This window comes from Paucihalobacter ruber (genome assembly GCF_006494535.1).
Taxonomy (GTDB): Bacteria; Bacteroidota; Bacteroidia; order Flavobacteriales; family Flavobacteriaceae; genus Paucihalobacter; species Paucihalobacter ruber.
The window spans coordinates 115,447-137,612 of the sequence record NZ_VHIQ01000007.1 but is presented as its reverse complement, the minus strand read 5'-3'; the positions used below and the strand labels follow the sequence as shown (position 1 = coordinate 137,612).

22 protein-coding genes are annotated in these 22,166 nt (G+C 36.6%); 16 read left to right on the top strand and 6 right to left on the bottom strand.

Annotation, left to right across the window (positions count from 1 at the left end; all coding sequences use genetic code 11):
- Positions 1 to 110: 110 nt before the first annotated feature.
- The 3 genes from FJ651_RS13840 to FJ651_RS13830 all read right to left on the bottom strand — a co-directional run bounded on the left by FJ651_RS13840 (position 111) and on the right by FJ651_RS13830 (position 3,677).
- On the bottom strand, positions 111 to 506 hold the full coding sequence (locus tag FJ651_RS13840; RefSeq protein WP_140991133.1) for a hypothetical protein: 396 nt from the start codon (positions 504 to 506) through the stop codon (positions 111 to 113).
- Positions 507 to 604: 98 nt separating this feature from the next.
- Positions 605 to 1,165: a PepSY-associated TM helix domain-containing protein gene (locus tag FJ651_RS13835; protein ID WP_140991132.1), complete on the bottom strand. Its 561-nt coding sequence runs from the start codon at positions 1,163 to 1,165 to the stop codon at positions 605 to 607.
- A 34-nt stretch (positions 1,166 to 1,199) separates the two neighbouring features.
- Positions 1,200 to 3,677, bottom strand: a complete 2,478-nt coding sequence (locus tag FJ651_RS13830) for a TonB-dependent receptor (RefSeq protein ID WP_246085376.1) — start codon at positions 3,675 to 3,677, stop codon at positions 1,200 to 1,202.
- A gap of 206 nt (positions 3,678 to 3,883) precedes the next feature.
- Between FJ651_RS13830 and FJ651_RS13825 the strand changes: the two genes are divergently transcribed.
- The 10 genes from FJ651_RS13825 to FJ651_RS13780 all read left to right on the top strand — a co-directional run bounded on the left by FJ651_RS13825 (position 3,884) and on the right by FJ651_RS13780 (position 11,921).
- Positions 3,884 to 4,219 (top strand): arsenosugar biosynthesis-associated peroxidase-like protein, encoded by a 336-nt coding sequence (locus FJ651_RS13825; protein WP_140991131.1) that lies wholly within the window; start codon positions 3,884 to 3,886, stop codon positions 4,217 to 4,219.
- A 133-nt stretch (positions 4,220 to 4,352) separates the two neighbouring features.
- On the top strand, positions 4,353 to 5,405 hold the full coding sequence (gene arsS / locus FJ651_RS13820; RefSeq protein WP_140991130.1) for an arsenosugar biosynthesis radical SAM (seleno)protein ArsS: 1,053 nt from the start codon (positions 4,353 to 4,355) through the stop codon (positions 5,403 to 5,405).
- Positions 5,406 to 5,407: 2 nt separating this feature from the next.
- Positions 5,408 to 5,914, top strand: a complete 507-nt coding sequence (locus FJ651_RS13815; protein ID WP_140991129.1) for a rhodanese-like domain-containing protein — start codon at positions 5,408 to 5,410, stop codon at positions 5,912 to 5,914.
- The gene (locus FJ651_RS13810) at positions 5,907 to 6,530 is read left to right on the top strand and encodes a TIGR04282 family arsenosugar biosynthesis glycosyltransferase (protein ID WP_140991128.1); all 624 of its coding nucleotides are present in this window, start codon (positions 5,907 to 5,909) and stop codon (positions 6,528 to 6,530) included. Before FJ651_RS13815 ends, FJ651_RS13810 begins: the two co-directional genes overlap by 8 nt.
- Positions 6,514 to 7,326 carry a purine-nucleoside phosphorylase gene (locus FJ651_RS13805; RefSeq protein ID WP_140991127.1) on the top strand — a complete coding sequence of 271 codons (813 nt, stop codon included), beginning with the start codon at positions 6,514 to 6,516 and terminating at the stop codon, positions 7,324 to 7,326. The genes FJ651_RS13810 and FJ651_RS13805 overlap by 17 nt, the downstream gene beginning before the upstream one ends.
- Before the next feature lie 116 nt (positions 7,327 to 7,442).
- On the top strand, positions 7,443 to 8,411 hold the full coding sequence (arsM, locus tag FJ651_RS13800; protein WP_140991126.1) for an arsenosugar biosynthesis arsenite methyltransferase ArsM: 969 nt from the start codon (positions 7,443 to 7,445) through the stop codon (positions 8,409 to 8,411).
- 14 nt (positions 8,412 to 8,425) lie between these two features.
- Entirely contained in the window at positions 8,426 to 9,532 is a 1,107-nt protein-coding gene (locus FJ651_RS13795) for an inorganic phosphate transporter (RefSeq protein WP_140991125.1), read from the top strand.
- 6 nt (positions 9,533 to 9,538) lie between these two features.
- The gene (locus FJ651_RS13790; RefSeq protein WP_140991124.1) at positions 9,539 to 10,426 is read left to right on the top strand and encodes a sterol desaturase family protein; all 888 of its coding nucleotides are present in this window, start codon (positions 9,539 to 9,541) and stop codon (positions 10,424 to 10,426) included.
- 27 nt (positions 10,427 to 10,453) lie between these two features.
- Complete coding sequence (locus FJ651_RS13785; RefSeq protein WP_140991123.1) at positions 10,454 to 11,197, top strand: DUF547 domain-containing protein; 744 nt, start codon at positions 10,454 to 10,456, stop codon at positions 11,195 to 11,197.
- Positions 11,190 to 11,921, top strand: coding sequence for a TIGR04283 family arsenosugar biosynthesis glycosyltransferase (locus FJ651_RS13780; protein WP_140991122.1), 732 nt, complete (start codon positions 11,190 to 11,192; stop codon positions 11,919 to 11,921). Before FJ651_RS13785 ends, FJ651_RS13780 begins: the two co-directional genes overlap by 8 nt.
- Before the next feature lie 36 nt (positions 11,922 to 11,957).
- Here the strand turns inward: FJ651_RS13780 and FJ651_RS13775 are convergent, their stop codons facing one another.
- Positions 11,958 to 13,235: a BamA/TamA family outer membrane protein gene (locus tag FJ651_RS13775; protein WP_140991121.1), complete on the bottom strand. Its 1,278-nt coding sequence runs from the start codon at positions 13,233 to 13,235 to the stop codon at positions 11,958 to 11,960.
- Positions 13,236 to 13,374: 139 nt separating this feature from the next.
- The gene (locus tag FJ651_RS13770) at positions 13,375 to 14,388 is read right to left on the bottom strand and encodes a glycoside hydrolase family 113 (RefSeq protein WP_246085375.1); all 1,014 of its coding nucleotides are present in this window, start codon (positions 14,386 to 14,388) and stop codon (positions 13,375 to 13,377) included.
- A gap of 85 nt (positions 14,389 to 14,473) precedes the next feature.
- On the opposite strand from FJ651_RS13770, the gene FJ651_RS13765 reads away from it, so the two are divergent.
- The 6 genes from FJ651_RS13765 to mptB all read left to right on the top strand — a co-directional run bounded on the left by FJ651_RS13765 (position 14,474) and on the right by mptB (position 21,761).
- A complete protein-coding gene (locus FJ651_RS13765) occupies positions 14,474 to 15,772 on the top strand; it encodes an NAD(P)/FAD-dependent oxidoreductase (RefSeq protein WP_140991120.1) in 1,299 nt (432 codons plus the stop codon).
- Positions 15,773 to 15,939: 167 nt separating this feature from the next.
- Positions 15,940 to 16,485, top strand: coding sequence for a transposase (locus FJ651_RS13760; protein ID WP_140991119.1), 546 nt, complete (start codon positions 15,940 to 15,942; stop codon positions 16,483 to 16,485).
- A gap of 67 nt (positions 16,486 to 16,552) precedes the next feature.
- The gene (locus FJ651_RS13755; RefSeq protein WP_140991118.1) at positions 16,553 to 18,154 is read left to right on the top strand and encodes a 4Fe-4S binding protein; all 1,602 of its coding nucleotides are present in this window, start codon (positions 16,553 to 16,555) and stop codon (positions 18,152 to 18,154) included.
- A 63-nt stretch (positions 18,155 to 18,217) separates the two neighbouring features.
- Positions 18,218 to 18,910, top strand: coding sequence for a glycosyltransferase family 2 protein (locus tag FJ651_RS13750; RefSeq protein WP_140991117.1), 693 nt, complete (start codon positions 18,218 to 18,220; stop codon positions 18,908 to 18,910).
- Complete coding sequence (locus FJ651_RS13745; protein ID WP_140991116.1) at positions 18,907 to 20,397, top strand: cellulose synthase family protein; 1,491 nt, start codon at positions 18,907 to 18,909, stop codon at positions 20,395 to 20,397. The genes FJ651_RS13750 and FJ651_RS13745 overlap by 4 nt, the downstream gene beginning before the upstream one ends.
- A 185-nt stretch (positions 20,398 to 20,582) precedes the next feature.
- Positions 20,583 to 21,761 (top strand): polyprenol phosphomannose-dependent alpha 1,6 mannosyltransferase MptB, encoded by a 1,179-nt coding sequence (gene mptB, locus FJ651_RS13740; protein ID WP_246085374.1) that lies wholly within the window; start codon positions 20,583 to 20,585, stop codon positions 21,759 to 21,761.
- Positions 21,762 to 21,839: 78 nt separating this feature from the next.
- On the opposite strand, the gene FJ651_RS13735 is transcribed toward mptB, so the two are convergent.
- Positions 21,840 to 22,166, bottom strand: coding sequence for a hypothetical protein (locus FJ651_RS13735; RefSeq protein ID WP_140991114.1), 327 nt, complete (start codon positions 22,164 to 22,166; stop codon positions 21,840 to 21,842).

The following is a 22,166-nucleotide window of genomic DNA, read 5'->3' as shown; positions in this document are numbered from 1 at the left end:
TTTAATTGATTAATTGATTTAAAAAATGGCCTTGGCTTGTGTACCAAAACAATAAAATTGACTTAACCAGCATTTAGAATGCGTGATAGCAAAAGGACTTTTAAAACTAATTATGCTAAGCGAGGTGGTTGGAAAATACCTGAAACAAACAAATTACTGCCTGGCGACTTGTAATAAAAAATAGCCGATTGATTGGCAGTATTGAACTCTTTCAAATCTGAAAAATAGTGCGTATTTAAATCGAGTACAAAGACCAGTGATAATTGAAAATTGTTCTGAAAAGGCAAGTTTTCATGACTGGTTTTATGATCGTCATGACCGGCATGTTGTGCTTTTTCAGAACCGTAATGTTTGGCTAAAAACTCAACAAAATTATCGCCAAATTCTTCTTTGTGTTCCTGAGCATGTTCAATTAATTCATTAATATTGAATACATCAACGACACTAAGATTCATGCTTTGGAGCATGATTATCCAGGAAAGCAATATGGCAATTAATTTACTCATTTGCACAAATGTAGGTAATTTTGATGGAAATTAAACCAACATCTATCATACTTGTATTTGGTTTAATTAAAAATAAAACTGAATTGGGTAAGCGCAATTTATTCACTTTTGGCTTTACGCATCACCTTTGGACCGTACCAAAGCCAAAAACCTGAAACGGTAAAAAGTAACAATGCCAAACTCATGATTGACGTATAAATCAATTTAAAAACGCCATTGCTGGTTTTAAACAGCACATCTAAAATAGAGCCGTCGTGAAGGTTTTCAACAAAGTCTGATCGTCTGGTGGCGGTTTGCAAAATGTCACCTGTACCTAAATCTATTTGTACTTCAAAGTAAGTATTCTCAAAAAGTACCTTAGCTACAGCTTTATCAGGACGAATATCTATCCTGTCAATACCGGGATTGGCATTCTCAAAGACATTATTAAAATGTTTAACTGCAATTTCCTGAACTGAATCAATCGAAATATACTTTTCAGCACTCACAACAGTGCCTTGCTGGGTTTGCGGTAACAAATAACCATTGCTGTTTTTCTTCCATCCCAACAATAAGGCCGTAATGGAAACTACAAAAAACAACGAAAACAAGGTGGCACCGGTAATTCTGTGTGCTTTTCTTGTATTTCTAAGTAAATAAGCGTGGTTTCTTCTGTTCATGCCATTTGGGACTCAAAGCGTACAAAAATAACCATTAAAAATTAGCTCTCAAGGCCATGATAAAATTTCTCCCGGCACCCGAAATTCCAGAGCTGAAGGGTCTGTATCGCTGGTCTGTGATATTTTCTAATCCCGTAGTGAGTGTTAAATTTTCTGTTAGAGGATACAACGCTTTGATATTTAAAGTGTACCAGGCCGGCGAAAAATTATTACCATTACGGTCTTTGGCATAAATTTCATCTTTGCTGCGTTCTTCAATGGCTAAATTTTCAAAACTTTGTTCACCTTGAAATTGTGTGTAAAGCTGAAGATTTAATTTATCGCCTTGATAAGTGAGCCGGGAAAATCCAAAAAACGGTGGTGCGTGTCTGGATGGACCTTTGATACCACCGTCGGTTTCTTCTTCACCCTTTTGAAAGTTTAAATCGGTTGAAAAAGTAAACCCTTCCGGTAATTTAAACTCAGCACCAAATTGAAGTCCGTATACATAAGCATTAGCAGCATTTTGAATGGCTTGTACCCTACTGGGCTCGTCTTGAAAAATAATGGTATCTTCGCCATTAAACAAAAAATCACGACGTACCATAGCATTATTTAAAAGCGTATAATAACCGGTAACATCTAATTTTATAAAATTACCAACTACCACAGCAACGCCTAAATCAAAGTTATAAGCATATTCGGGCTTTAAATCGGGATTAGGCACCGTAACCGCACCGGGTTCTGAATCGAATATTTTACCAATATCATCCACATTAGGTGCTCTGAATGCAGTACCCAGGTTAGCCTTAAAAATCCATCGCTTGGTTGGCCTGTAAACCGCCCCAAAACTTCCCGTGACCGCACTGTTAGATACATTGGCTTCAGTAAAAGGAAAATTTAAAAATTGGGGATCGAAGTCGGCATTCAGCTTAAAATAATTGTATCGCAATCCGCCTTGAAGCGTGGTTTTCGGATTTAATTTTATTTCATTGGAGAGGTACACCGCCGCCGACTGCCAAAGTGATTCGGGATATCTGGAAAGCGCAGCAGTGGCATTGCTGGTAATGATGTCGAGTTCTTTTCCGGTAGAATTAACATCGTTAAAAATATACTCAGCGCCATAAAACAAAGTACTGCCGGCACTGATGGCCTTTTTAAAATCCAGGTTAACAGATGTGGCGTTCACCTGTTCATACTGATTGTTTTGAATATCGTTGTTTAATCGGCGGTTAATACGACTTTCTTCAAAATGCTGATGCGCCAGTCTTATGGTAAAGTCGTCAAAAAATTGTCGCTTTCTAGTATGCGTAATATTAATATGATTCATCATCCATAGTTGCGGACCGTAATCCCATTGAGCAAATTGAGGTAAGCCGTCCCTTTGCCTGTTATGTCTGTCGTATCTGCCATAAGGCGATGTTTCAGAATAGTGAAAACCATACTGAAAATCCCATGCCTCATTGGGTTGAAACCGCACCTTATGCATCACATTAATTTGTGAAAATGCCGAAGGTTTTTGCAACAGTTTATCATCTTGACCAACCACTTGATCTTCGCTATTAATGCGCTGTACAAAAAAGGGTTTTAAATAGTCGTCAGGACCGTGGCGCCCTTGACGAAGGTGGTCGTAATTCTGTGAAGTAACACTGGTCAAAAATGCCCAACGTTTCCAACCAACATTGGCGTGGAAATGTCCGGTTGATTCATTATTGGCCGAAGCATAGCGATACACAGCATTACCTTTTACCAAGGTTTTTTCGTCTAACGAAAATTGAGGTGTTAAGGTTTGAAAACTCATCACACCACCAATGGCATCGCTACCATATATCACCGACGACGGTCCGAAAAGCACTTCGGTGCTCTCGGTAGCAAAGGCGTCTAAAGAAATGACATTTTGCAAATTGCCGCTTCTAAAAATGGCGTTGTTCATTCTAACACCATCAACGGTGTAAAGCAATCTGTTGGTTGAAAATCCTCTAATCATGGGGCTACCGCCGCCTTGCTGACTTTTTTGAATGAAAACTTTACCGGAAATTTCAAGTAAATCGGCTGCGGTTTGCGGATTTTGCAATACCACATCGCGTTTTGATATGGTTTCTATTTTATAAGGAAGATATCGATTGGTTTGTCGCCATCGGGTGCCAGAAAGTACCACTTCGGTTAAATTGAGGTTTGAAACGTTCATTAAGAGCACAAAGTTCTTCTGCTGTAATTCATCGTAATTAGTGTTCACCGTTTTAAAACCAAGAGAACTGATTTCTATTTTATTGATATTTTTAAAAGATGATACATCGGCTTGGCCCTTCGAATTGGTGATTGCGTACAGATTATTGGCTTCATTCCAAATAGCAACCATTTCAAGTGGTTCACCGGTTGCGGCATTTGTTACCGTGAGGGTTTGAGCATTCAGTTGAACAGTAACAAACAAGAATAGCCCGATAAAACAAAAAATATTTGTTTTACTAGGGTTTAAAAACATACGATGAAAACATTTCGCAATTACAACGAATTGCGACGTTCTATGGGTCATAAAGGTGTTTTTAGTTGGTTTGAAGGTATATCAAAAATCGCACCAAATAGGTCATCATAAATTTGAAAATGATATTATCATCATTAAACAAAAATAAATTATTGATTATCTTTGAATTTTAATTCTTTTTAAAAAAATAAACGCGTCACTTGTAATGATGCGTTTTTTAAATCGACAAAACTCAAACCAGCTTTAAAATTTTAGAAATGCAAAAAACCTATTACGATCCGGCCGACCTAAAAAAATTTGGTAAAATCTCTGAATGGAATGAAGAATTGGGTGCCAAGTTCTTTGAATACTATGGAAAAGTGTTTGAAGAAGGCGCGCTTTCAGCAAGAGAAAAATCATTAATTGCGTTGGCAGTGGCTCATACTATTCAATGCCCTTATTGTATTGATGCCTACACCGGCGACGGTTTGCAACGCGGCATTACCAAAGAAGAAATGATGGAAGCTTTACATGTAGCCGCGGCTATAAGAGGCGGCGCTTCTCTTGTTCACGGTGTGCAAATGATGAATAAAGTGAATAAACTGGATATGTAAGCAGTGAACCAATTAAGCAGTGAACCAATTTTTTCAGAGAAAAAATTGTGTGAATCGCTTATCCTGAGCGTAAGCGAAGGATCTATTACAACATGAATAATCATTTAAAAAAATAAAAATTGCTAAAACATCTATGATTAAATCCCTACACAAGCGCGAAAGCGAACTTGCCAACAGTAAACGACAGTTAGAAATCTTATCAAATGGCATATTTCAAAGCGGCGACTTACCCAAATTTGCAGAAAAAATTTCAGAAACCGGTCAATTCCCGCTGAAAGCCAAAAAACTTGAAATTCTTCAGGTAAATGTTGGCTATATGTGTAATCAGGTTTGCTCCCATTGCCATGTAGATGCAGGTCCCGACCGAAAGGAAATTATGACCCGCGAAACCATGCAGCAAATTTTAAAGGTCATTGAAAAAACCGGCGCGCACACCTTAGATTTAACCGGTGGCGCACCCGAGATGAATCCCAACTTCAGATGGTTTGTAGAAGAAGCATCAAAAGTTGGTGTTAAAGATTTTATTGTACGTTCTAACCTTACCATCATTCGCGCTAATAAAAAACACCACGATTTACCCGAGTTTTTCAAGCAACATAACATTCATGTAGTAAGCTCAATGCCACACTGGACCAAAGGTAAAACAGATAAGCAGCGTGGTGATGGTGTGTTTGACAAATCAATTCAAGCCTTACAGCAATTAAACGCTGTGGGTTACGGCATGCCGGGAAGTTCATTAAAACTGGATTTGGTTTACAATCCGTCAGGGGCTTTTTTACCCGGTGATCAAGCCTCTATGGAAAAAGATTTTAAAAAGGCTTTATTGGAAGATTTTGGGATTCAATTTCACAATTTATTCGCCATTACCAATCTGCCCATCAGTAGATTTTTAGATTACCTTATCGCTTCAGAAAATTACGAAGATTACATGTATGCCTTGGTAGAAGCCTACAATCCGGCCGCCGTTGCCAATGTGATGTGCACCAACACGCTTTCAGTAAGTTGGGATGGCTATTTATACGATTGCGATTTTAATCAAATGCTGCAACTGCCTGTAAACAGTAAAGCGAAGCATATTTCTGATTACCAAACCGAACTATTAGAAGGCAGAACGATTGCTATTTCGCAGCATTGCTATGGTTGTACCGCCGGTGCCGGCAGTAGTTGTCAAGGTAGTGTTACTTAATAATGAAGCACTTAAATTTACATATCATCTTAATATTGTGTTCGCTAGGGTTTAACACAAGCTTGGCGCAAACAAGTATTGATGCTATATTAAAACAATACAATAAAGGCAATATTCCGTATATTTCTGTTCAAGAATTAAATGAAAATTTTGAGGAAGCTATCATTTTAGATGCCAGAGAAATGAATGAATTTAAAGTGAGCCATATCAAAAATGCCCTTTATGTGGGTCATAAATACTTCAATAGCACTAAAATTTTAGAACAAGTCCCTGATTTATCTCAGCCTATTGTGGTGTATTGTTCTATAGGTGTGCGTTCGGAAACCATTGGCAATGCACTGAAAAAAGCAGGTTACACCAATGTTAAAAATTTATACGGTGGTATTTTTGAGTGGAAAAACCAAGGTTTTCCTGTTGTTGATTCCATCGGAAATGAAACCGATAAAGTACACGCTTTTTCAAAACAATGGGGAAAATGGCTTAAAAAAGGCACAAAAATATATGAGTAAAAATATAATCATAGTATTTATCCGAAACCCCGAGCTTGGCAAAGTTAAAACACGTCTGGCAGCTACCATTGGTGATGAAGCAACTTTGGCAGTTTACCAAAACTTATTGCAACACACCGAAACTGTTTTAAGTACGCTCAACAACCATGTAGCCGTTTATTACACCAATCAAATAAGCCATAACGATATATGGAATAAACCGCATTATCATAAATATTTACAGCATGGTGACGATTTAGGTCAGCGCATGTACAATGCCTTTAAAGAACAATTCAACTTACATTACAACAAGGTGGTGATTGTAGGCAGCGATTTATTCGATTTAAAACCACATCACATCACCGATGCATTTAAGGCATTAGAGCAAAACGACGTAGTAATTGGTCCGGCACAAGATGGCGGCTATTACTTATTGGGAATGAAAACTTTGCTCCCTCAAGTTTTTAATAATAAAGCTTGGAGCAGTGAATCAGTTTTTGAAAATACCTTAAAAGATTTACAAAATCATAAGGTTGAGATATTAGAGATGTTAAACGACATTGATACCTTTGAAGACTTAAAAGCGCATGCCGAATTATTAAAATTAACAAAATCAAGTTATGAAAAATTATATTGAAGAAACCGCTAATTACCTCAAGGAAAAAGGTTTTGACCTACCCGAAGTAGGCATCATACTTGGTACGGGATTAGGACAACTTATCAATCATTTAGAAATTATAAAAGAAGTGAGTTATAATCACATTCCTTACTTCCCTACGGCAACAGTAGAGTTTCATAAAGGTAAACTCATCTTCGGGAAACTGGAAGGCAAAAAAGTAATCGTGATGCAAGGCCGCTTTCATATTTACGAAGGTTACACGCTTCAGGATGTCACCTATCCGGTGCGCATTATGAATCAACTGGGTATTAAAGCGCTCCTGGTTTCAAATGCTGCCGGCGCCATCAACCTCAATTTTAAAAAAGGCGAATTAATGCTTATTGAAGACCATATCAATCTGCAAGGGAGCTCGCCATTGGCTTTTAAAGGCGTAGGTTCACTCGGCGTTCGTTTTGCAGATATGAGTCAACCTTACGATGCGCAAATTAACGCCACTATAGAAACTATTGCCAAAAACCACAACATCACTTTACACAAAGGTGTGTATGCCAGTGTGGTTGGTCCGCAATTAGAAACCCGTGCCGAGTACCGCATGCTCAAAATCATTGGTGCCGATGCCGTTGGTATGAGCACGGTTCCTGAAATTATTGTAGCCAATCACCTCGGGTTAAAAGCTGCAGCCGTTTCAGTTTTAACTGATGAATGCGACCCGGAACATCTGGAACCTGTTAACATCGATGAAATTATTGCCATGGCCCAAAAAGCCGAACCGGATATGATCACCATTTTTAAAGAATTAATAAAGCAACTATAGTGTTTTTTTGTAGCCATTCCTGCTTTCCGCTATATCTCTCACCAAGTTAGCTTGGTGAGAGGATGCCGCTGCAATCAGGGCTAGAAATTAGTAACAATAATTTAAACTACACCATCATGGGATACTTAGATACAACTTACAATGTTTACAAAGAAGCAGCTTTAACCCCAGATGTGGGCTTGTGTTGCACCACCAACCCAATTTGGGAATTACCGGGTTTAAAAATCCCAAAAATTATGCAAGAAATGAACTATGGCTGTGGGAGTACTGTTCATGCCCGCGATTTGTCTAATAACCCCAAAATGCTTTATGTAGGTGTTGGCGGCGGTATGGAATTACTGCAATTCTCCTATTTCAATAGACAGAAAAGCGGCGTTATTGGTGTTGATATGGTTGATGAAATGCTGGAAGCCTCCCGAAAAAACTTTGAAGAAGCTGAAGTACTTAATCCTTGGTTTAAAAGCAACTTTGTAGAATTAAAAAAAGGTGATGCGCTTCATCTGCCCTTAGAAGACAATAGTATTGACGTAGCTGCCCAAAATTGTTTGTTCAATATTTTTAAAGCCGACGATTTAAAAAAAGCCATCGCCGAAATGTACCGCGTGTTAAAACCTCATGGTAAATTGGTAATGAGCGACCCTACTTGCGAACAACCCATGAATGAAACGCTTCGTAATGATGAGCGATTACGTGCACTTTGCTTAAGCGGTAGTTTACCAATAAAAGATTACGTAAAAGCGCTTACCGATGCCGGATTTGGAACTATTGAAATTAGAGCCAGAAAACCCTATAGAATCTTGTCGCCAAACAATTATCCCACCAATGAACTTATTTACATCGAGTCTATCGAGGTAGCAGCGATTAAAGACCCAATGCCTGCCGATGGGCCTTGTATTTTCACCGGTAAAGCAGCCATTTATTATGGAGAAGATCCTTATTTTGATGACAAAAAAGGTCATATCTTACTTCAAAATCAGCCATTGGCCATTTGCGATAAAACTGCTGCTGCACTGGTATCTTTAAAAAGAAACGATATTTTTATAAGTGAATCAACCTTCCATTACGATGGCGGTGGTTGTTGCTAAAAACATACCAAAAATTGATTGTACTCTTAATAATAGCGGTGTTTTTTTTAGCCTACTCAAATGGTGCTAACGACAACTTTAAAGGTGTAGCCACCTTATTTGGAAGCCGAACCTGTAGTTATAAAACAGCACTTTCGTGGGCTACTTCCACTACATTTTTAGGTGGTGTCGCAGCCATTTTTTTTGCTCAAGAACTTATCACAAATTTCTCGGGGAAAGGTATTTTAGACGATGCCCTTATTAAGTTGCCCTTTTTCGGAATTTCAATTGCACTTGGTGCCGCCACTACTGTTTACCTTGCCACGAAATTCGGCATGCCAATTTCTACAACGCATGCACTGGTAGGTGCATTAACTGGTTTAGGATTAATAGCAAACACTAATTATACATTTTTATACAGTATAAGCGCATTGTTCTTGGCACCATTGCTTATCGGACCCTTTTTAGCTTCCATAATGAGCTTTGCTACCTATAAAATTTTTAATTACATACGTTTACGATCTAATATCTCCAAAGACTATTGTATATGTGTGAACGAAACAACACAAGAATTTTTATACAAGCAAGAAAATGAAATGTGGGTTGCTATCGCGAACAACCCTGTTATTAGTACCTGCAATATTTCGGAAGAATACTCCGGTAAGATATTTGGCATTACAGCACAAAGTATCATAAAATATCTTCATTTTTTTAGTGCCGGACTCGTTAGTTTTGCGCGCGGTTTAAACGATACACCTAAAATAGCGGCCATTTTATTAATTACAACAAATTCAAATATCAGTTTTAGCTTGGTTGCAATTGCAGTTTCTATGGCCTTAGGAGGACTGATTAATGCCAAAAAAGTAGGTGTTAATATGAGTAAAAATATAACTAGCCTAAACGAGGGTCAAGGATTTACAGCCAATTTGATTACCGGATTTTTAACGACTACTGCCAGTGTTTTTGGATTGCCGGTTTCAACAACACATGCTTCGGTTGGTGCTATTTTTGGGATTGGCATCGCCAATAAAAAGGCAAATATCAAGACCACTTATAAAATTTTATCGTCATGGTTGGTAACTCTGCCAATGGCAGCTATCTTTGCTAGCTTAGTCTATTTTGCTTTAAATTTGTTCTCATAATCGAAAATGGAAAAATACTTCGAAATACTTCTAAAATCTTATAAAGGTTACTGGAATTACCTCAAACACGAGTTAATCAACATTAACCATTGGGATAATTACTTCTATGGTCTTATTATCATCTCATTACTGGTTTGGGCATTAGAACTGCTTTTTCCATGGCGCAAAAATCAAAAAGCATTTAGAAAAGATTTTTGGTTGGATACATTCTATATGTTCTTCAATTTTTTCTTGTTGAATTTAATTGTATTAATTGCCCTTTCAAATACCGTTGCAGAATTATTTAATGATTTTATTGGTTTATTCGGATTAAGTGTGGGCAGTTTGCAATTATTAGATATGAATGTCTTACCGAAGTTTTGGGGTTTACTCCTATTCTTTATTGTCAGCGATTTTGTACAATGGAATACCCACCGGTTATTACACCGCGTGCCAATGCTGTGGGATTTTCATAAGGTACATCACTCGGTGAAAGAAATGGGCTTTGCTGCACACCTCCGCTACCATTGGATGGAACCTGTTGTTTACAAGTCTTTGTTATACATACCAATTGCTGTTATTGGCGGCTTCAACGCACAAGATGTAGCCATTGTTCACTTTTTTAATATTACCATTGGCCATTTAAACCATGCCAATTTAGGCTGGGATTACGGCATTTTAAAATACATTTTCAACAACCCAAAAATGCATATCTGGCACCACGCCAAAAAATTACCCGAACATGTAAGGTATGGTGTTAACTTCGGACTAACATTAAGTATTTGGGATTATCTTTTTAAAACCAGTCATGTGCCGGAAAATGGCAGAGATATTGAACTGGGATTTGAAGGCGATGAACATTTCCCTCAAGATTTTCTTGGGCAAGAATTATACCCATTAAATCGAAAAGATTAATAAACGCTTAATCATCTAAATTTCAGAATGAGGAAATTACAACTGGTAGTCTTTGCACTTCTTTTTAACGGCTTTGTTAATCATAACAATTTAGTGGCGCAAAATAACCAAACTGCAGAAGCCTTAGAAAGCTTCAATCACAACTTGTGGGATAACTTACTTAAAACTCATGTATCATACGATGGCAATGTAAATTATCAAGCCATCAAAAAAGACAAAACAAATTTAGATCAATACATAAGTTTGCTTTCTAAAAACCCACCCAATGATAATTGGTCAAAAAACGAAACATTATCTTACTGGATCAACGCCTATAATGCTTTAACCATTGATTTAATCATTAGAAATTACCCTGTAAAAAGCATCAAAGACATTAAAGATCCTTGGGGTCAAAAGCTCTGGAAATTAGGCAATAAATGGTACGACCTCAACGAAATAGAACACCAGATCCTTAGAAAAATGGACGAGCCACGCATTCATTTTGCCATTGTTTGTGCTTCCTTTTCTTGTCCGAAACTTCAAAACTACGCCTTTACTGCTGCTAATTTAGAAAATCAACTTACAGAAAGCACCAGAACATTCTTAACCGATTCTAATAGAAATATCATTACCAAAAACGAGCTTAAAATATCCAAAATTTTCCAGTGGTTTACCAAAGATTTCAAACAAAACGGCTCAGTTGTAGATTTTATTAACATTTATACCGATATTGATATCAACCCAAAAGCAAAAACAAGTTATTTAGACTACAATTGGGATTTAAATGAGTAAAATTTCTATTATCATTCCGGTTTACAATGAATCCTCGCGAATTCTAAACACCCTAAAATATGTGTTGGCGCATTCATCGGTTTATAATATTATAGAAATGATAGTGGTTGATGGCGGCAGCACAGATGACACGTCTAAAAAAGTTCAAGACTGGATTGCCCGCAACAAAGCCGAAAACGATTTAGATGTTATTACTGCAAAGTTGCTTCATTCAGAAAAAGGCCGTGCCATACAAATGAATACTGGTGCTAAAAATGCTTTAGGCACCATACTTTACTTTCTGCATGCCGACTCGTTTCCTCCTAAATATTTTGACCAGTTGATTGTAGACGAAGTTAAAAACGGTTATAACTGCGGTTGTTTTAAAATGACATTCGACAGTAAGCATTGGTGGCTACAATTAGCCGGATGGTTTACACAGTTTAATTGGCGCGTATGTCGCGGTGGCGACCAAAGTTTATTTGTAACGAAAACCCTATTTAACCAAGTTGGGGGCTATGACGAGAATTACAATATTTACGAAGACAATGTGTTTATTTCTAAACTATATAAAGTTGGTAAGTTGAAAGTAATTCAACAACCACTAATAACTTCGGCCCGACATTATCAAACACACGGGGTTTGGAAATTACAATACCATTATTGGATGGTACACCTTAAAAAACGTTTGGGAGCTTCACCGCAATCACTTTACCAATATTACAAGAAGCATATTTCCTCTTAATAATAGCTACTGCTTAATCTTTACAATAGTTCATTATTAAAAATATTGACCTATGCCAAAAACAATCCCGCTATTGGATTTATCGCCAACACTAAATCCATAATCTATTCTAAAAACAGCATTAAAAATACGTTTGTGTATAAATCTCAGTCCTAAACCGGAAAACAGCGAGGCATTCTCTGCTTTTAATAAATTGCTGATGTCTCCTCCGGGGTTTTGCCACGTTCCGGCATCAATAAAAGCGTTGCCCTGCATGGCAAACCATCCTTTTTCATAAAGTGTATATCGGTATTCGGTATTCACAACAACCGATGCTGAACCTCTGTCAACAACGTTTCCAACACCTCTTATATTTAATTGATTGTCTAATGCAAACGGTGCAAATGGCGTTGAACTGTTGCTGGCAAAACCCAATCGCAATCTATTTGCCCAATTGCCCTTAGCACCAACCCTTTTAAAATACTCAAAATCATTTCGGCCTACAAAAAAATTACGCAATAAGTCGTTATCACCTTTTGAGTCTAAGGTGAATTCATACGAAAAAAGACTTCTAAAACCACTAACATATTGATATTCTAAAGCAAGATTATTGTATTGATATTCTCCAACAACCAAAATTCTATTCAACTCTAAAGTTTCAGGAAAATTATCAGGCACATCACCATTTAATAAATTGTAGTTGATCGCTGCAAAATTCAATCCTATTTCAAATCTGTTTTTAAAGTTGTGTTCGTAAAAAAATCGAAACTCGAAAGATGAGCTGTCAAATTTATAATCAACATCTCTACCGTCATCAAAAAATATAGGTTCCTGAAGTACATTATTTTGAAAATTTAATCCAAAACCTAACTTTCGGGTAAACAGGTTAGGCGCTTCCCAAAATGCACCATAAGAACCAAAAACATTCCTGCTATAAAAGCCTCCAATTATTTGATTTTGACCTAAAAAATTAAAATCGAACAAAGAGGTTCTAAAAGCGATATCATCATTCACATCTTGCGACACATTTAAACCGGGAATAATCGCAAAATTCTCCACAATATTGTAAACTACTTTATAATTCTCAGGACCAATTTCATACAATTGAAAGGACGCACTTGCAACTGATGGTAATAAGGTAAATCGCCTTACATCATCTGCTATTTTAAGAGAATCCAATGTGCTACCGTTCTTAACAAAAGCCAGTCGTTTTAAAAAATTTGTTGTTGTTCGTTTATTTCCTTCAATTTCAACTTCAGAAATAATACTGTTTTGAGATAAACCGCAAAGGGCAAGACTAAAAAAAATAACTACTAATAAGGATTTTAAACGCATCTATTCTAAATAAACCCACGAACGCTTACAAATAAAGTTTTCCTGGCATGTTACAGTTAAAAACTTTGTCGGCCTTAGATTTAAAACATTACAATAGAAAATTGTAACCTATACTTTGATATTAAAATCAATACCAATGCTAACGAAATTGCTTGAATTGTTCTTTAATAACTGCTTCTGCAGGTTTATTTTGAGGCGTAAATCTGCTATCATTATTTCCACCGGTAGTTGTATGATTTGGGAACCATTTCCAGATAAAACCACCGGCAACCCAGTCTTCAATCCAGAATGTTTCAAAAAACGCAACAGTTGCATTGGTTTGCGCTTCCAGGTTAACAGCCGTCATGTCGCGGTCTGAACGCCATGGTTGCTTCGCCCCAAAATCTACACTTCGGTAACCAAACTCGGTAAATAAAACAGGTTTATTATTTGAGAAAGAAAACTCCTGTAGCTCGGTTTTCCATTGCTCCAAAGCTATTATACAGGCTTCAACACTTGGAGTTTGTTCTTCAGTTAAAGGAAAGTAGCCGTTTACGCCTATATAATCTAAATCATTCCAAAAAGGTGTTTTCGGGTATTCGTCCCAATTAGCAGCATAGGTTAATTTGCCTGTGTAAGCTTGCTTAATTTTTACAATTAAATCGTTCCAATAATCCGGTCTTTTACTTATGAAGCGTTCCAATTCAGTTCCGATACAAAGTAATTTGATATTTAAGTCTTCGGCCAATTGGGCGTATTCAAGAATAAATTTTTCGTAAGAGATTTCTAATTGTTGCCATTCCCCTTCGGTTTGCATTTCTAAATGACCGGTAAATTCACCTCTGCTTATCCAAATTTGCGGTTTTAGCATGATTTGAATATTCTCATTCTGCAACATTTCAACATATTGCTTGACACCTACTACCTTTTCTCCAAACCATTGCCTTTCGGTATTAAAAATAATTTCAGGGTTATTTTTATCTCTGATAAAACCAAAAGGCATAATGGCCGTATAGTTAACGTGAATGTTTTTTAAAGGCGTTATATAGTCTGATTGCAGCGTATCTCTGGTGCCAACAAAACTCACCCCATTCATTTTTTTTGAGGTGGAAGGTGACATGGCACAAGAAAAAAGTACCAAACAAATACCGGCAGAAGTTAAAAACTTTGTCATATATGTGTTAAATTTAATTGATTTTAATAATCCAAGGTAAGGCTTTAACAAATCCTTCGACTTAAGTTACAATTAACCACCATTCATGAATCATATTGTTATTATTGGAAACGGCATTGCGGGTGTTACCGCAGCGCGGCATATTCGTAAAAACTCAAATCATCAAATCACCATAATTTCAGCAGAAACCGATTATTTTTTCTCGCGTACAGCCTTGATGTATGTGTATATGGGTCATATGAAATTTGAACACACACAACCCTACGAAAACTGGTTTTGGCAAAAAAGCCGAATCGAGCTTAAAAAAGCCTTTGTTGAAAGTGTTGATACCGATAACAAATGCCTAAAACTATCGGGAAATGAAACCTTCAACTACGACAAACTCATTATCGCTACCGGAAGTAAACCCAATAAATTTGGCTGGCCCGGACAAGAGTTAAAAGGGGTGCAAGGCTTGTATCACAAACAAGACTTAGATAATTTAGAAGTATATGCGCCCAACAAAGACCTTTGTAAACGCGCGGTGATTGTTGGTGGCGGCTTGATAGGCATTGAATTGGCCGAAATGCTGCGCACCCGCGATATTCCGGTAACCTTCTTGGTTAGAGAAAACAGTTTCTGGAATGGCGTATTGCCCAAAGGTGAAAGCGAAATGATCAATCAGCATATTATTGACCATCATATAGACTTGCGATTATCAAGCAATCTAAAAGCCATTATTTCTGATGAAAATGGTCATGCAAAATCGGTGATCATCGACGAAACCGGCGAAGAATTAGCATGTGATTTTGTTGGATTAACGGCCGGTGTTTCGCCAAATATCGATTTTTTAAGGTCAGGTAAAATTGATTTAAATCGCGGTGTTTTGGTAAATCGGTTTCTTGAAACCTCGGTGCCCGATGTGTACGCCATAGGTGATTGCGCCGAACAACGCGAAGCCATTGGCAATCGTAGACCCATTGAAGCGGTTTGGTACACCGGCCGTATGATGGGCGAAGCGCTTGCGCAAACTATTTGCGGTAATAAAACAGCTTACAATCCCGGACATTGGTTTAACTCGGCCAAATTTCTAGACATCGAATACCAAACCTATGGTTGGGTGTTTGCCGAACCAAAAGACGGAAATACTCATTTTCATTGGAAACATCCTTCAGAAAATCTCTGTATTACTATTGAATACAATCTATCATCTAATAAGTTTGAAGGTATTAACACCTTCGGAATTAGAATGCGCCATGAGGTATTTGACCGATGGTTAACCGAAGAACATACAGTCGATTTTGTAATCGAACATTTATCTGAAGCCAATTTTGATCCTGAGTTTTACAAACGATATGAAAATGACATACGAAGTTATTATCAAAAATTAAAGGAAGAAGCCTAAGAAATAAATGTGATCTCACAGGTTTGAATATCAAATTATTTACATAATTTAATTTCAAATTAAATAAAACATAAATAAAAATATAACTGATAACAAACGCTAATCAAAGACCTCACAGGTTTTAAAAACCTGTGAGGTCTAAAAAGGAAATTTAACTCGATGTATTCATGAAATACGAACCAATAACTCCAGATGCCTATTTTCATATTTATAATTGTGGAAACAACAAGGAAAATTTATTTATAGAGGAAGATAACTACATCTATTTCTTGTCTCTGATAAAAAAACATCTTTTAAATTCGATGGATTTAATAAAAAATCACTTTCATTTAATTGTAAAAACAAAACCAGATACGTCTGATAACAATTTATCCAGGTCCTTTTCAAATCTTTTCAATGCCTATGCAAAAGCAATTAATAAAAGATACCATAGAAGTGGCAGCTTATTTAAAGACCAGTTTTCAAGAATAAAAATTGAAGATGAAACATACTTACAATCTATTATTATTTATGTGCACACTAACCCGACTCATCATGGGTTTACAACCGATTTTAGAACATACAAATACAGTTCATACCATAGTATGACATCGAAAAAACCAACAGAATTAGATCGGGAATTTGTTCTAAGCTTGTTTGATGATCGGAAAAATTTTGAATTTGTTCATCAAAGTAAAAACACAAGTATATTAGAAAAATATATATTGGAATAGCAAAAATTAAAGACCTCACAGGTTTTTAAAACCTGTGAGGTCTAGAGACAATAAATAAATCAAAAACATGAGCCTAAAAATAAATCACAGTTTATCACTTTCAAATCCCGATACCAACGCCATCAACACCAAACAAAAAATAGCGTTGGCTATTGGTCTTGTGGGATTATTTATTTTGGTTTTGGCATTATTAAACATGAACATGCCCAATAAACCATTGGTCTTAACCACTTCTCTTATATTATTAACCCTAGGCATTGTGTGGTTTTCTAACCAAGCCTACCTCAATAAATTAGAAGGTATTAAAAACGATGGTGTTTGGTTTAAATCCATTTCAAATCGTGGTGTTTTAGGCTATTTAACCGGAGTTGCTCTAACCGCTTTTTATATTGTGCTGTATTTTTATCCGCAATACCTTGGTTTAGGTAAAAATGGTGCTGAAAACACTGGTTTGGTAGCCTTTTTTGATCCGTTAAGTAAATTATTAAGTGGTAATCCGGCCAGCCAATGGTTTGTTTACGGTACTTTGTATACCTTGGCTATTCTGGGTTTTGGTTATAAATTTATATTGAAATACCGTCATAGTAAATACCAGCAATTGCGAACCATTTCGGTGATGTTTTTTCAATTGGGCTTTGCCTTTTTAATCCCGGAGTTGATGGCAAGATTAAATTCAGATTCCTTTAAACTGCCTTATTACGATTTAAAAAACATCTGGCCTTTAAATTATTACAACTTCGAGAAATACAGAGTAGACGAATTTATCAGCGCTGGAAATATAGGCATAGCTTTGTTAATTTTCGGCGTGGCTTCTATTTTTGTAATAACGCCTTATCTAACCTATAAATACGGAAAACGCTGGTATTGTTCATGGGTTTGCGGATGTGGCGGCTTGGCTGAAACCGCCGGCGATGCTTTTCGTCATTTAAGTGATAAACGCCAGTTTGCCTGGAAGGTTGAGCGTTGGGTAATTCACAGTGTTCTGGTATTTGTGGTGTTAATGACTACAGCTGTTATTTACTCTTATTTGGGTGTTGATAATACAAAATATTGGCTTACCAAACCAGTGTTTCTAACCTTAGTGGCAGTTTTACTCACCCTTGTTTTTGCAGGAACCATGATTTTTAAACGTCACGAATTGGGCAAAGATGCCAAACTGGGTGCCATTGGCTATTTTGTAATAATTATGGCTTTAATTGGTTTACACGTATTTAGTGACGGCAGCAAACTTTTTCTTTTTGAAAAAGAAACACTCCGCACCACTTACGGCTTTTTGATTGGTTCGATATTTTCGGGAGTAATTGGCACCGGATTTTATCCCATATTTGGGAATCGCGTTTGGTGCCGCATGGGTTGCCCATTGGCTGCCATTTTGGGATTTCAGCAACGCATGTTTTCAAAATTTAGAATTACAACCAATGGCGGTCAATGTATTTCGTGCGGAAATTGTTCTACCTACTGTGAAATGGGCATTGATGTGCGTGCTTATGCGCAAAAAGGTGAAAACATTGTACGCAGTAGCTGCGTAGGTTGCGGTATTTGCAGCGCCGTTTGTCCGCGTGGTGTTTTAAAACTGGAAAATGATTCGCTTAAAAACCGTATCAATCCGAAAGAAATTTTACTTGGTAACGATGTGAATTTGATGAATTTCTTGAATAAAAACAAATGAAATCATTTGAATGTACATTGAAAAATACTTTAGAAAATTACTTTTGCAAACAAAAAGTAATTCATGACCGGAATTAAAGTTATTATTCCCGCCTATAACGAAGGCGAATCCATTGCAAAGGTTATCAACGATATTCCGTCAATAGTAGACGAAGTCATTGTGGTGAGTAATAATTCAACCGACGACACCGAAAAAAACGCCAAAAATTCCGGTGCAACCGTGTTAATCGAAACCCGTAAAGGCTATGGATATGCTTGCCTAAAAGGCATGGATTACATATCTAAACAAACAGATAAACCCGAAATTATTGTTTTTTTAGATGGAGATTATAGCGATTATCCCGAAGAACTCACCAAAATTGTAGCCCCTATTATTGAAGAAAATTTCGATTTTGTTGTAGGTGCACGCGTTAAAGAACTACGCGAAAAAGGCGCGATGACCTTTCCTCAAATATTCGGGAACTGGCTTGCAACCAATTTAATGTCTGTTATTTACAATTCAACTTTCACAGATCTTGGTCCGTTTAGAGCCATCAAATATTCTAAATTACTGGACCTCAACATGGAAGATAAAACTTATGGGTGGACTGTAGAGATGCAGTTAAAGGTTTTGAAAAAAAATATGACCTACAAAGAAATACCTGTAAACTACCGAAACAGAATAGGTGTCTCAAAAGTTTCAGGAACCATAAAAGGTGCTATCTTTGCAGGCGTAAAAATCCTTGGATGGATATTTAAATACAGCTTTAAAAAATGATTTTTGAAACAGCAATCATCGTAATTTACACATTTGCCATTGTTATGATTTTCTTCTACGCCTTGGCACAACTTAATTTGTTGTTCAATTATTTAACAGCTCAGAAGGAAAAAAACAAAGCACCAAAATTTGATTTGGATAATCCGGATGAAGTTCCGTTTGTAACCATACAGTTACCGGTTTACAACGAAATGTATGTTATGGAACGGCTTTTAGATAATATTGCTGAAATCAAATACCCGGAAGGAAAACTTGAAATACAAGTACTCGACGATTCAACCGATTATTCATTAAAACTTACTGCCGAAAAAATTAAAGAATTACGCGCCAGAGGCTTAGATATAAAACACATTACCAGAACCGACAGAGGCGGTTTCAAGGCAGGTGCGCTAAAGGAAGGTTTAAAGACTGCCAAAGGTGAGTTAATTGCCATTTTTGATGCCGATTTTTTACCCGAAGACGATTGGCTTTTGCGTACCATTCCATATTTTAAAGATCTAGAAATTGGGGTAGTTCAAACCCGTTGGGGCCATTTAAACCGAAACTATTCATTGCTTACCAAAATTCAGGCTTTCGCTCTTGATGCTCATTTTACACTAGAACAAGTTGGCAGAAATAGCAAAGGTCATTTTATCAATTTTAATGGTACAGCCGGAGTGTGGCGTAAAACCTGTATCATTGACGCAGGTAACTGGGAAGGCGATACACTTACCGAAGACTTAGACTTAAGCTATCGCGCACAATTGAAAAATTGGAAATTTAAATACTTAGAAGACGTAGAAACACCTGCCGAATTGCCGGTAGTGATTAGCGCAGCCCGTTCGCAACAATTTAGATGGAATAAAGGCGGCGCCGAAAACTTCAGAAAAATGATGTGGCGTGTGCTAAAATCTAAAAACATTTCAGCAAAGACAAAAGTGCATGGTGTGTTGCATTTGCTGAACAGCACGATGTTTCTTAATATTTTTATTGTAGCTGTATTGAGTATTCCAATGCTTTACATTAAAAACGAATATGCCCATTTAAGATACTACTTTTACATCATGAGTTTTTTTGTGGTTAGTACTGTCATCTTTTTTGTTTGTTACTGGTTTATGTTCAAACAAATTTACGGTAGTGGGTTCAAAAAGTTTTTTGAGTACATCGTTATGTTCTTTACCTTTTTCTCGATTGCTATGGGATTTTCGCTTCATAATTCAATAGCCGTCATTGAAGGACATATTGGTAAAAGAAGTGAATTTGTAAGAACCCCTAAATTCAACATAAAAACGCTAAAGGACTCCTGGAAAGGCAATAAATATTTAAAAGGAAAGCTATCACCAAACGTTATTTTTGAAGGTTTGTTGATGCTGTATTTTGGCTTTGGTCTGTATAGCGCTTTTGTAGTTGGTGACCAAGGTGGCGATTTTGGATTGTTTCCGTTTCACTTAATGTTGTTTATTGGTTTTGGATATGTATTTTTTAAATCCATTACCTCTAAAGTGTGAGTTTTGTAGGTAAATACAAAGTCATACCCTTTTTACTTGCGTTACTTTCATTTCTGCTGTATTTCTGGTTTTTTTACTTTCAACAGCGCTCTGAGTTTTTGTCTCTTTTATTGGTGTATGCTATGTTGTTTGCAATGTTCCTTAGAATTATTGAACATTTTAAAAACAACATTAAGATCTTGGCATTGATTGCCTTAATTTTTAGATTGCTATGCTTGCTTTCTTTGCCAAATTTATCTCAGGATTTTTATCGGTTTATTTGGGATGGCAGACTCATTGCAAATGGATTTAATCCATACCTGTTTACACCTGAAAGCTTTATTGGATTAAATCCTGATGTCATAGCACAATCAAATACTTTAATTGCAGGTATGGGACAATTAAGTGCTACTAACTTTTCTAATTACCCACCTTTAAATCAACTAACGTTTTTAGTTGCCGGTTGGCTATCCCCCAATAGTATTTTAGGTGCAGTCGTTGTAATGCGACTCATTATTATTTTCGCTGACGTTGGTGTTTTTTACTATGGAACAAAAATATTAGGACGCGTCAATTTACCACTTCACAATATATTTTTTTACATCTTAAATCCTTTCGTGATTATAGAACTTACCGGGAATTTACATTTCGAGGGCGTGATGATATTCTTTTTAGTATTTGGACTTTACCAGCTAAGTAAACAAAAATGGATTGGCGCGGCTATGGCGATTAGTGCATCAATTTTGGTTAAGTTAATTCCGTTATTATTACTACCTGTTTTTTTTAAATGGTTTGTAAAAGACAAAGCTCATCCAATTAATATTTCTAAACTTTTTGGTTTTTATGGTGTTATAATTTTATTAGTGATTTTAAGTTTTGTTCCTTTTATAGATACTGATTTAGCCGGCAACTATTCAAAAACGGTTGGTCTTTGGTTTCAAAATTTTGAATTTAATGCCAGTATTTACTATTTGGCCCGGGCTTTGGGTTATTATATTTCAGGCTATAATCAAATTGCCTTGATTGGGAAAATAATCGTGATTTTTATAGTTATTTTAATTTTCACTTTATCATTTTTCAGAAAAAATTACGACTACAAAACACTACTTACAACACTGTTATTGGCAATATCGATTTACTTTTTTACCGCAACCACGGTTCATCCGTGGTACATTGCCACAGTATTAATTTTGGGAATACTCACAGGTTATAAATTTCCATTGTTATGGACATTTACCATTATATTAAGCTATTTGGCTTATTCAACCCCGGAAGTTAAAGAATCTCCCGTAATTCTCATTCTGCAATATTTACCTGTTTACGCTATATTTATTTGGGAAGTTTTTAAAAAAATTCCTGTCAAATCTAAAATTACGCTCAACTAAAAAAGCCACGCAGTTTAGCGTGGCTTTCTTTAAGTTTTAACCTACAATGTAGGTCTTGTAATGTTTTATTCATACTTATTACAAATCGTCGTCTTCTACTTCTTCATCGGCGATACCTTCAGGATCCTGCACTGCTTCGGGATCATCACTATCGAAGTTTTCGTAGTCATCTTCATCGTAGTTCTCCATGGTAACAGCAAGCTTTGTACTTACTTTTACCAAATACTTGGTGTCTTCAGTACTCACTTCAACTGCTTCAATTAATTCGTTTTTAGCATTTCTAAAAGAAATAATTTGATCGTCGTCATACCCATCGGGGTATTTTTCTACCAACAATGCGAGAATCTCGGGTGTGAGTTTTTTAAAATCAACGATGACGCGTTTTAGGTTGTCTTGTTTTGCCAT

Excerpts from the sequence above, each read along its gene's own strand:
- FJ651_RS13840 (WP_140991133.1), bottom strand. The coding sequence starts at position 506 with ATGAGTAAATTAATTGCCATATTGCTTTCCTGGATAATCATGCTCCAA.
- FJ651_RS13835 (WP_140991132.1), bottom strand. The coding sequence starts at position 1,165 with ATGAACAGAAGAAACCACGCTTATTTACTTAGAAATACAAGAAAAGCA.
- FJ651_RS13830 (WP_246085376.1), bottom strand. The coding sequence starts at position 3,677 with ATGACCCATAGAACGTCGCAATTCGTTGTAATTGCGAAATGTTTTCAT.
- FJ651_RS13825 (WP_140991131.1), top strand. The coding sequence starts at position 3,884 with ATGCAAAAAACCTATTACGATCCGGCCGACCTAAAAAAATTTGGTAAA.
- arsS (WP_140991130.1), top strand. The coding sequence starts at position 4,353 with ATGATTAAATCCCTACACAAGCGCGAAAGCGAACTTGCCAACAGTAAA.
- FJ651_RS13815 (WP_140991129.1), top strand. The coding sequence starts at position 5,408 with ATGAAGCACTTAAATTTACATATCATCTTAATATTGTGTTCGCTAGGG.
- FJ651_RS13810 (WP_140991128.1), top strand. The coding sequence starts at position 5,907 with ATGAGTAAAAATATAATCATAGTATTTATCCGAAACCCCGAGCTTGGC.
- FJ651_RS13805 (WP_140991127.1), top strand. The coding sequence starts at position 6,514 with ATGAAAAATTATATTGAAGAAACCGCTAATTACCTCAAGGAAAAAGGT.
- arsM (WP_140991126.1), top strand. The coding sequence starts at position 7,443 with ATGGGATACTTAGATACAACTTACAATGTTTACAAAGAAGCAGCTTTA.
- FJ651_RS13790 (WP_140991124.1), top strand. The coding sequence starts at position 9,539 with ATGGAAAAATACTTCGAAATACTTCTAAAATCTTATAAAGGTTACTGG.
- FJ651_RS13785 (WP_140991123.1), top strand. The coding sequence starts at position 10,454 with ATGAGGAAATTACAACTGGTAGTCTTTGCACTTCTTTTTAACGGCTTT.
- FJ651_RS13780 (WP_140991122.1), top strand. The coding sequence starts at position 11,190 with ATGAGTAAAATTTCTATTATCATTCCGGTTTACAATGAATCCTCGCGA.
- FJ651_RS13775 (WP_140991121.1), bottom strand. The coding sequence starts at position 13,235 with ATGCGTTTAAAATCCTTATTAGTAGTTATTTTTTTTAGTCTTGCCCTT.
- FJ651_RS13770 (WP_246085375.1), bottom strand. The coding sequence starts at position 14,388 with ATGACAAAGTTTTTAACTTCTGCCGGTATTTGTTTGGTACTTTTTTCT.
- FJ651_RS13765 (WP_140991120.1), top strand. The coding sequence starts at position 14,474 with ATGAATCATATTGTTATTATTGGAAACGGCATTGCGGGTGTTACCGCA.
- FJ651_RS13760 (WP_140991119.1), top strand. The coding sequence starts at position 15,940 with ATGAAATACGAACCAATAACTCCAGATGCCTATTTTCATATTTATAAT.
- FJ651_RS13755 (WP_140991118.1), top strand. The coding sequence starts at position 16,553 with ATGAGCCTAAAAATAAATCACAGTTTATCACTTTCAAATCCCGATACC.
- FJ651_RS13750 (WP_140991117.1), top strand. The coding sequence starts at position 18,218 with ATGACCGGAATTAAAGTTATTATTCCCGCCTATAACGAAGGCGAATCC.
- FJ651_RS13745 (WP_140991116.1), top strand. The coding sequence starts at position 18,907 with ATGATTTTTGAAACAGCAATCATCGTAATTTACACATTTGCCATTGTT.
- FJ651_RS13735 (WP_140991114.1), bottom strand. The coding sequence starts at position 22,166 with ATGGCAAAACAAGACAACCTAAAACGCGTCATCGTTGATTTTAAAAAA.